The organism is Clostridium sp. (genome assembly GCF_030532265.1).
Lineage (GTDB): Bacteria > Bacillota > Clostridia > Clostridiales > Clostridiaceae > Clostridium.
In genome coordinates, this window is record NZ_JAUNLM010000078.1 from 1 (window position 1) to 6,543 (window position 6,543).

5 protein-coding genes are annotated in these 6,543 nt (G+C 26.7%); all 5 read left to right on the forward strand.

Annotation, left to right across the window (positions count from 1 at the left end; all coding sequences use genetic code 11):
* The first annotated feature begins 129 nt into the window (after positions 1-129).
* Entirely contained in the window at positions 130-927 is a 798-nt protein-coding gene (locus Q4E08_RS11145) for an SDR family NAD(P)-dependent oxidoreductase (protein ID WP_303130982.1), read from the forward strand.
* Positions 928-1,369: 442 nt separating this feature from the next.
* Positions 1,370-2,722 (forward strand): glucose-6-phosphate isomerase, encoded by a 1,353-nt coding sequence (locus tag Q4E08_RS11150; RefSeq protein ID WP_303130983.1) that lies wholly within the window; start codon positions 1,370-1,372, stop codon positions 2,720-2,722.
* A gap of 3 nt (positions 2,723-2,725) precedes the next feature.
* On the forward strand, positions 2,726-3,169 hold the full coding sequence (locus tag Q4E08_RS11155; protein WP_303130984.1) for a YaiI/YqxD family protein: 444 nt from the start codon (positions 2,726-2,728) through the stop codon (positions 3,167-3,169).
* A 154-nt stretch (positions 3,170-3,323) separates the two neighbouring features.
* Entirely contained in the window at positions 3,324-5,324 is a 2,001-nt protein-coding gene (locus Q4E08_RS11160; protein WP_303130985.1) for a triple tyrosine motif-containing protein, read from the forward strand.
* 252 nt (positions 5,325-5,576) lie between these two features.
* A complete protein-coding gene (locus Q4E08_RS11165) occupies positions 5,577-6,293 on the forward strand; it encodes a pseudouridine synthase (protein ID WP_303130987.1) in 717 nt (238 codons plus the stop codon).
* The last annotated feature ends 250 nt before the right edge of the window (positions 6,294-6,543 follow it).

Below are 6,543 nucleotides of genomic sequence, written 5' to 3' on the forward strand. Positions count from 1 at the left end.
ATATATGAATTAAAAATATAGAATATACTAATAATATTAATTAAACAATACTGATTTTTTATTAATATTTTATTATAATGGAATTATAGATTATTAATTTAAAAATAATATGTATAAAGAAGGGATAATATGAGATTAAAAAATAAAGTAGCATTAATTACTGCATCAACAAGAGGAATTGGACTAGCTTGTGTAAAACGTTTTGCAGAAGAAGGTGCAACTGTTTACATGGCAGCGAGAAACTTAGAGCGTGCTAATGATAGAGCAAAAGAATTAAATGATAAGGGATTTAATGTAAAGGTTGTTTATAATGATGCTTCTGAAAAAGAAACTTATTTTTCTATGGTAGATGAAGTTATTAAAAAAGAAGGAAAAATTGATATTTTAGTTAATAACTTTGGAACATCAAATCCTAAAAAAGATTTAGATATTAAAAACACAGATTACAAAGATTATATAGAAACTATTGATATGAATATTGCAAGTGTTTTTATGTCTTCTCAAGCTGTTATACCACATATGGCTTCAAATGGTGGAGGAAGTATTATAAATATATCTTCTATTGGGGGATTACGTCCAGACATTTCACAAATTGCTTATGGAACAAGTAAAGCAGCAATTAATTACTTAACAAAATTAATTGCTGTACAATGTGCTAGAGATAATATTCGTTGTAATGCAGTTTTACCTGGAATGACAGCAACAGATGCAGTAAATGATAACTTAACTGATGAATTCAAAGAGTTTTTCTTAAAGCATACTCCAATTAGAAGAATGGGAAAACCAGATGAAATAGCAGGAACAGTAGTATATTTTGCAAGTGATGATTCAGCTTTTACTACAGGACAAATTGTTGATGTTTCAGGTGGTTTTGGTATGCCAACACCTGTATATGGAGATATGATTGAAATGAAAAATAAAAGATAGATGAAAATTTTATATCAAAATACAAGCTACTCACACAAAATACAAGTAGCTTGTATTTTTTATAATTAATAAATATAAAATTTTATATGTTAGGATAAATGTATAGTTTAAATTTTTTATTTTTATATGTATATTTTTAATATATTTTTAATTGATTTACTAAATAAAGTAACTAAATTAAGTTTATGTAATAATAAGAAAAATTTAATTTTTATTTTTATTAAATTATATAAAAATTTAAATGTTTACATAGGTTTTATTGTAAATATTATGCTTTTATAAGGTGTTTATATGTAGTAAAATATATATAGATAACATTTTCATTAATAAAGTAAGATATTTTTTTAATGAAAATGAATTATCGGTTTAAAATATATAGTGTAATGCATAAGATAAACTATGTCTTAACAATAATTTTTACACAAATAAGGAGGACTCGATTATGACTAAAGCACTATCATTAGATTTATCAAAAGCAGCTCCATATTTAAATATGGAAGAGATCGACTTTATGGATGATTTAGTACAATCAGCTCATAAGAAATTACATGAAGGAACTGGAGCAGGAAATGACTTTTTAGGATGGATTGATTTACCTGTAAATTATGATAAAGCAGAATTTGCAAGAATTCAAGAAGCTGCAAAAAGAATTCAAGAAACTTCAGAAGTTCTTGTAGTTATAGGAATAGGTGGATCATACTTAGGAGCTAGAGCAGCAATCGAAATGCTTACAAATAACTTCTATAATGTATTACCAAGAGAAGAAAGAAAAGCTCCACAAATATTCTACGTTGGAAATAATATAAGTGCAACATATATGAATCAATTACTAAAGGCTGTAGAAGGTAAAGATATATCAGTTAACGTAATATCAAAATCAGGTACTACAACTGAACCTGCAATAGCATTTAGAATATTTAAAGATCTTCTTGAAAAGAAATATGGAAAAGAAGAAGCTAAAAAGAGAATATATGCAACTACAGATGCTTCAAAAGGAGCTCTTAAATCATTAGCAGATGCAGAAGGATATGAAACTTTTGTAATTCCTGATAATGTTGGAGGAAGATTCTCAGTTTTAACTGCAGTTGGATTACTTCCAATAGCAGCAGCTGGAGTTGATATAGCAGAAATGATGAAGGGTGCAGCTGATGCAAGAGAACTATACTCAAATCCTTCACTTAAAGAAAATGATTGTTACAAATATGCAGCAGCAAGAAATGCTTTATATAATAAGGGAAAAGAAATAGAAATATTAGTTAACTATGAACCATCACTTCACTACTTCAATGAATGGTGGAAGCAATTATATGGAGAATCAGAAGGAAAAGATAATAAGGGAATATTCCCAGCTGCAGTTGATTTCTCAACTGACCTTCACTCAATGGGACAATATATTCAAGAAGGTAGAAGAAACTTATTTGAAACAGTTCTTCATGTAGAAAAAGCTGAAGAATCAGTTATTATAGAAGCTACAGAAGATAATATAGATGGATTAAACTTCTTAGCTGGAAAAGATATGAACTTTGTAAATCAAAAAGCTTTTGAAGGAACATTATTAGCTCATAATGATGGTGGAGTTCCAAACATGGTTGTTAGAGTACCAGAATTAACTCCTTACTACTTTGGTCAATTAGTTTACTTCTTTGAAAAAGCATGCGGAATTAGTGGATATCTTTTAGGAGTAAATCCATTTAATCAACCTGGAGTTGAAGCATACAAGAAAAATATGTTTGCTTTACTTGGAAAACCAGGATATGAAGATATGAAAGCTGAATTAGAAGCTAAATTAAAGTAGTTTATGAAAATTATAATTGATGGAGATGCTTGTCCAAGCATCTCCAAAATTGAAGATTTAGCAAAAGAATATGCTATAGAAGTAAATATTTTTGTTGATATACATCATGTTATAAAAAGTGATTATTCAAAAGTGATAGTTGTAGATAGTGGATTTCAAAGTGTAGATATGTATGTTGTTAATAATTCAAAAATAAATGATATTGTAGTAACTCAAGATTATGGAGTGGCATCTATGTGCTTAGGTAGAGGTTGTAAAGTTATAAACCCAAGAGGTACATTATACACTGATGATAATATAGATGTTTTGCTTGAACAAAGATATATAGCACAAAAATTTAGAAAAGCTGGTGGAAGGCTTAAAGGTCATAAAAAGAGAACTAAAGAAGATGAAGAAAGGCTTATAAAAAATTTGAGAGCTTTAATTGAATATATTATAAAAAATTGAAGGCTAAAGAAATATAATTATTTCTTAAAGCCTTTTTTATTTGTAGTTTAAATATAATGTTGTATAATATACTTAGATAAATATGGAATTTTATTTGTAAAATAAGGGTTGTAATATAATGTATTATTATATTTATTAATACGGGGTGAAATTTATGGGAACTATGAACATTTTATTTGGCAAAAGGAGTCCTCAAGCACCTAAAGAGAATATAGAAATAGGCGTTGACTTCGAAGAAGCCATCGATTTTAAGGTTTTAATTGGTAATGATGGAATATGGAATACAATAAAAGAATTCAATAGTAAAAAGTCATGTGTATGGACACCGAAAAAAGAGGGTAATTATATGGTTATGGTACAAGGGAAAAGAAAAGGGTCTAAAAAATCATATGATTTTTTAGCAAAAGAGGCATATATTATAAGAAAGAGTATAGGTGAAGAAAAATTGATTATGGATGTTTTACTAGAAAAGGAAGAATATTTTATTGGTGAAAAAGTTAATATAGAAGTTGTTTCTGAAGAAAGAACATTACTTTATAGGTTTTGGAAAAAAGGAGATAATGGCTGGGAGCCAGTTAGAGACTATTCAATAGATTGTAAATTATCTTATGCTGTAACAAAAGAAGGCGTTGAAGAATTACTTATAGAATGTAAAAGGCCTGATTCAAAGGAAAATGTTGATGATTATAAAATTATAAAATTTAGTGTTAAAGAAAAAAATAAAGTTGAAATAATAGATTTTAAGTGTTTAACAGATGAATTATTATTGAATGAGGAACTTGTATTTAAAGTAAAAGCTTCATGTGAAGATGCAAGACCATTGTTATTTAAATTTATAAAAATGGACAAGTATGGAAGATCTATATGTGTACAAGATTATTCATCAAGAAGAATTGTAAGTTTTCAAGAAAATGAAGAAGGGGAATATAAGTTACTTTGTTTAATGAAAGATATATTTTCAAATAAAGAATATGATGACAGAGCTGTTATGGTTTATGAAGTAAAACCATATAAAGCTATAAGAATTAATAGTTTTAAAGCTGATGTAAAAAGTCCACAAATTTCAGGAACGGATATAACATTTAAAGTAGATGCGTCAGGTGGCAGAGAATTAGTATATAGATATATTATTGATGGGCCAATAGCAGAAGATTCTTGTTATACAAGAAGTAAAGAATTTTATTGGAATCCTAGAGAAAAAGGGTCATATAAAATAACTTTATATGTTAAAGACATTTCATATGAAGGAGATTATGAAGAGAAAAAAACAATACTTTTTGATATAGATAAAAGAGGAGATAAACCTATAAGAATTGTTGATGTAATATCAGATCAACGTAAGGAAGTTCTTATAAATACTCCAATAAATATTAGGGCTATAGCAGAGGGAGGCAGTATACTTTTATATTCTTTTGTTATATTAAAAGATGGAGTTGAAATAGATAGAAGAGATTTTACAAGGACAAATTGGTTTAATTATGTACCTCATGAGAAGGGTGAATATGAAATAAGTATTAGAGTTAAAGATAAATATTCTTTAAACGAATACGATGTTGAATCAAGTTTATTTTTTAAAGGGAAAGATTACTTACCAGGAACTATAGATTATATATTACTTCCATGTAAGGAGAATTTTTTAGTTGGAGATAAATTTGAAATAGAAGCAGTAGTACAAAATACAAACAATATATTAGTTAATTTTGTTACCAAAATAAATGGTCATGAAGTTGAAGCAACCGGTTTTGTTAAGAATAAAAAATTATCTATTACACCAAAGTGTTCAGGAAAATATACATTTGAAGTATATGCTAAAAATATTAAATGTGAAACAGATTTTGATACAAAGAAGGAAATTTCTATTTATATTTATGATGCAACTCCTGTTACAGATACTAAAATAACAATAGATAAAGAACCAATAAAAATAAATAAAGAAGTGAATTTTTGGGCAGAAAGCAATGGTGGAAAAGATGTATGTTATGAGTTCTATGTAATGGAGAGAGGAAATTGGGTAAAAGCTCAAAGTTATAGTAAAAAAAGATATTATACATTTATACCATTTTCAAAAGGAAAGTATAGAGTAATGGTTCTTGCAAAGAGCTTTTATAAAAGAGTTAATTATGAAGATTACTGTGAAATAGAATTTACTGTTTAAAATAAAGAAGCCTTTAGAGGCTTTTTTATTATGCAAATAATTGCTTTTTAATTAAATTAATAATACAATAAGATGAAACTTAAGTAGACTTTTGATATATAAATGATTTATTTAATATTTTGAAATACTAAATAGGTGATAATAAAAAATATATTAATGAATATATAAAATAATTGTTTAATTAAAAATTATAATAATTAATTAGTAAATTTAATATAAAAATAAAGTTAAGGATAAGAGGTGTATTTTATAGTGCAAAGATTAGATAAGATAATTTCAAATTTAGGATATGGAAGTAGAAAAGAAATAAAAAAGATTGCTAAAAAAGGTGTAATTGAAGTTGATGGTGAAATTGTAAAAGATAGTGCGATGCTAGTTGATCCAGATAAGTCAGTTATAAAAATAAATGGTGAGCAAATTTTTTATAGAGAATTTATATATCTTATGATGAATAAACCTGATGGTGTTATTTCAGCTACATATGATTCAAGAGAAGAAACTGTAATAGATTTACTAGAAGTTGAGCATCAAGTTTTTGAGCCATTTCCAGTTGGTAGATTAGATAAAGATACGGTAGGATTATTATTTTTAACTAATGATGGTGAATTAAATCATAGATTAATATCTCCAAAATGGAAGGTAGACAAAATTTATTTTGCAAGGATTGATAAAAAGGTAACAGAAAAAGATGTAGAAGCATTTAAAAATGGAATAACATTAGATGATGGATATAAATGTAAAGAAGCTACACTTGAAATCTTAAGTGCTACTGATGAAGGTTCAGAAGTAAATATAACAATTCAAGAAGGAAAATTTCATCAAGTAAAGAGAATGTTTGAGGCTGTAGATAAGAATGTTGTTTATTTACAAAGAATAGAATTTGGCGGAATTAAACTAGATAATGAATTAGATGAGGGCGAATATAGAGAGTTAACAGAAGAAGAAATTGCACATTTAAAAAGCTTTTAACGAATAATAAATTTAATATGCAAGAAAAGTATTCATAATATATGAGAGAATTAAATAAAAATATCAAATTTACTTGCATTTTATAATGCGTTAACATATAATACTAATGCGAGGATAAATAAAAGGAATAAATAGCCCCCTTTTTATTTATTGCTTATTGCTAAGACGTAACCGAGCCCCAATGGTTACGTCTTTTTTTGTATAAATAATTATTATTGTATGCTTAATTTAAATAATAAAAATAATTAAA